The organism is Streptomyces colwelliae (assembly GCF_048158785.1).
In the GTDB taxonomy this organism is placed as follows: Bacteria; Actinomycetota; Actinomycetes; order Streptomycetales; family Streptomycetaceae; genus Streptomyces.
Window position 1 is genome coordinate 1 of record NZ_JBLTJC010000636.1, and the last position, 3,538, is coordinate 3,538.

At 71.1% G+C, this 3,538-nt stretch carries 2 protein-coding genes and 1 pseudogene; all 3 read right to left on the reverse strand.

All coding sequences use genetic code 11. The annotated features are described in order from the left end of the window. The coding region (locus ACNFOC_RS52395) for a serine/threonine-protein kinase (protein WP_416966026.1) at positions 1–884 on the reverse strand (884 nt) is incomplete at its 3' end. 30 nt (positions 885–914) lie between these two features. Next, positions 915–2,657: a serine/threonine-protein kinase gene (locus ACNFOC_RS52400; protein WP_416966027.1), complete on the reverse strand. Its 1,743-nt coding sequence runs from the start codon at positions 2,655–2,657 to the stop codon at positions 915–917. 157 nt (positions 2,658–2,814) lie between these two features. Next, positions 2,815–3,420, reverse strand: a pseudogene (locus ACNFOC_RS52405) (serine/threonine kinase C-terminal domain-containing protein); the annotation flags it as partial. Between the last annotated feature and the right edge of the window lie 118 nt (positions 3,421–3,538).

The window sequence follows — 3,538 nt, forward strand, 5'->3', positions numbered from 1 at the left end:
CGAAACCGACATGTACAGCACGAAGGTGAAGGGAGATGGTCCCCAATGACACGGATCAGAGGCGCAGTCCTCGAACGGGTGGGTGACGCCGAGCCGTGGTCGAAGTCGACCCCGATCACGGTGGACGCGGGCAGCAGCGGCCGGGCCTGTTCGGGCGGGCGGATCTCGTCGACGACGACCGCGTGCAGGATGCCGCCCAACGAGTCGCGCCGGAACGGGGATTCACCGCTCAGCGCCGTGCACAGCAGCGCGCCCAGCGACCACAGGTCGGACGCGGGACCGGTCCGCACGCCCGACATCCGCTCCGGCGCGGTGTACTCGGGCGAGCCGACGAACACGCCGCTCTCGGTGAGGGTCGTGGCACCCGCGACCTGCGCGATGCCGAAGTCGGTCAGCACGACCCGCTCGGGGTCGGCCTCGTCGGTGGCCGTCTGCAACAGCACGTTCGCCGGTTTGATGTCCCGGTGCAGGACCCCCGCCGCGTGCGCGGTGCGCAGCGCGCCCAGGAGGGCGATCCCGATCCGCGCGGCCTCGGCGGCCTCGACCGGACCGCGGCCGGAGATCCGCTCGGCGAGCGACCCGCCGTCGATCAACTCCATGACGATGTACGGCCGTTCGTCCTGCTCGACGACGTCGTGCACGACGATGATGTGCGGGTGGCGCAGTTGCGCGACCGCCCGCGCCTCGCGCAGGGTGCGGTCGCGCTGCTGGCGGGCCTCCTCCTCGGAGAGGGAGTCGTCCTGGGCGATCTCCTTCACCGCGACCTGGCGGCCCAGGAGTTGGTCGGTCGCCCGCCACACGACGCCCATGCCACCGCGCCCGAGCCGCTTCTCCAGTCGGTAACGCCCGGCGATCACCCGGACGTTGTCCCCCTCGGTCCCCATGCGCACCATCATGACGCAACCCGGCGGCGGTCAGCCCGAGTTGGGACTCCAGCTCTGTAGGACCGACTTGAACTGCGCGCTCGTCTCGGCCCAGTCGGCGGCCGGGGACGACATGTAGATCGCGTACTCGATGCCGTCACGGGACGTGTACGTCTCTTCGGTGGCGCGTCGCGGCCCCGGGAAGGGGGTGTCCTTCGCCAGCGCGGTCCAGGTGTAGTCCCACAGGGAGCCCGGACGGTCGCGGTAGGTGTTCTCCTTCAGGGTCACCCGGTTGTAGTCGACCAGCTTCTGGAGCTGCACCTCCAGGTCCAGCTGGTGGGCGTACGCGGTGGGGAAGTCCGGTGAGGTGTCGAGGGCTATGCGGACGAAGTGCTCGCCGTTGTCGGGCGTGTAGTCGACCTGCTTGATGCTGCCGTCGTCGCTGACGCCGTAGACCTTCCGCTCCCAGCCCTTGGGGAGGGAGACGTCGAAGCCCCAAGGGTCGTGGTAGACCTCCCAGTTGGCGGGGATGGAACCCTGCGCCGGGGTCGGCGTGGCGTCGGTCCCGGTGGGACTCTGCGAGACGGGGGCGGAGGCGGCCGGGCCGCCGTCCTGCTCGCCATCCTGGTGCCACTTCTGCAATCCCAGCGCCGTACCGCCGCCGACGAGCGCGGCGACGACGACCACCAGGGCGACCGAGCGGAGCCGGCGCCGCTTCGGCGGAGCGGCGGGCGCGCCGGCCGCACCGGCGACGAGCGGCGTGTGATGGGTCGGCCCGGTCGCCGACGAGTACGGCGTCGTGCCCCCGGCCGCCGGCGGGTACGGCGTCGCACCCCCGGTCGCCGACTGGTACGGATTCGCGCCCCCGGTCGCCGACTGGTAAGGATTGGCGCCCGGACCCGGACCGAAGTCCTCCGCCAACCCGCCCTGCCGCGAGCCCACTTGCTGCGTCGGCAGCCACTCCTGAGCCGCTCGCGGGCGCCGCCCCTCGGCCGCCTCCGCGAGCAGCTGCTCGGCCTGGTCCGCGTCGGGCCGTAGCGCGGGGTCCTTGTTCAGCAGCGCGGCGATGACGGGCGCGAGCGCACCGGCGTACCGCAGTTCACCGGCGTCCTCCTCGACGACGGCCTGCATGGTGGACAGCGGCGAGGTACGGCGGAAGGGCGAACGGCCCTCGACCGCCGTGTAGAGCGTGGCGCCCAGCGCCCACAGGTCGGAGGACGGTCCCGGGTCGGCGCCGCGGACGCGCTCGGGGGCCAGGTAGTCGACGGACCCCACGACCTCTCCCGTGCGCGTGATGGTCGAGTCGCCCTCGATCTGCGCGATGCCGAAGTCGGTGAGCAGGACCCGCCCGTCCTGCCCGAGCAGCACGTTGCCGGGCTTGACGTCACGGTGCAGGACGCCGGCGGTGTGCGCGGCGCGCAGCGCGCGCACCACCCACACGCCGATGCGCGCGGCCTCGGCCGGTTCGATCCGGCCCTTCTCCTTGACCTCGTCGGCAAGGGAGTTGCCCTCGACGAGCTCCATGACGATCCATGGGCGGCCGTCGTGTTCGAGTACGTCGTGCACGGTGACGACGGCGGAGTGGTTGATCCGCGCGGCGGCGCGCGCCTCGGCGCGGGTGCGTGCCAGCAGCCTCGGCTGGTCGCTCTCGGACACGTAGAGCGCGGCCGTCAACTCCTTGATGGCGACGGCCCGGTGCAACACCTCGTCGTGCGCCCGCCACACCCGGCCCATACCGCCGCTGCCGATCGATTCGGCCAGCCGATAGCGCCCCGCGAGGAGCAGGCCCTGCATCTGATTCACGTTTCCCCGCAATGCTCTTGACAGGCTCAGCGTAAGGACCGGCCCTCCGGCAGGGAACCAGCGGGGTACCAAGGAGACCGCACTGTGACGGTTGTCGCTTCTGCGCCCGAACGGGAACCATCGGGCCTCGGCGCGCCGCCTCCGCAGGTCACCCGGTGTACTGATAGGTCGACGACGCCTGCTCGTACAGCCGTGTCACCTCGTCGCGTTGAGCCTCCGGGCCCCGCACCTGCACGATGTGGTACCGGCCGTCGATGAGGAACGCCATGTTGCGCACGAAGAGGTCGCCGCCCTGGCTGTCCGTCCAGGTGAACTGCCCCTCGGCCATGGTCTTTCCGCCCACCGTGATGGTCCGCAGCCCGGTCGCCGTGGCCCAGCTGGAGTTGCGGTACGGCTGCAACTCGCGCTCCTTGTCCCGCTGGTAGACCATCGGATCGCTGCCGTTCGCCGTGGCACTGTCCCGCCCGGCTACGACGATCAGCTCGAAGTCGCCGTGGGAGTAGATGACTTGGCCGCTCCCGTTCTTCGGCGTACGGGTCCAGCCCTTGGCTACGGCGACCTGGAACCCGGCGGAGTCCTTGCGCAGCACGAACCCGTCGCCGACGTTCGGATCGCTCTGTGTCTCCGTCGAACTGGCGGACTTGGAGGGCGTGTTGTGGGCACTGGGCGAGGTCTGATCGGGCTGCGGCTGACTGCTCGCGTCGGCCGAGGACTCGGTGGGCGCGGGACTGACCTCGCCCGCGGCCCCTCGCCGAGCAGTCGGTCGGCGTATCGGACGTCGGTCTCTCCATCGCGTACACACAGCTGAAGACCGGTGCCGTGATCACCCTGCGCGTGGAGCCGGGCACGATGACCGACGCGAACTGCGCGAC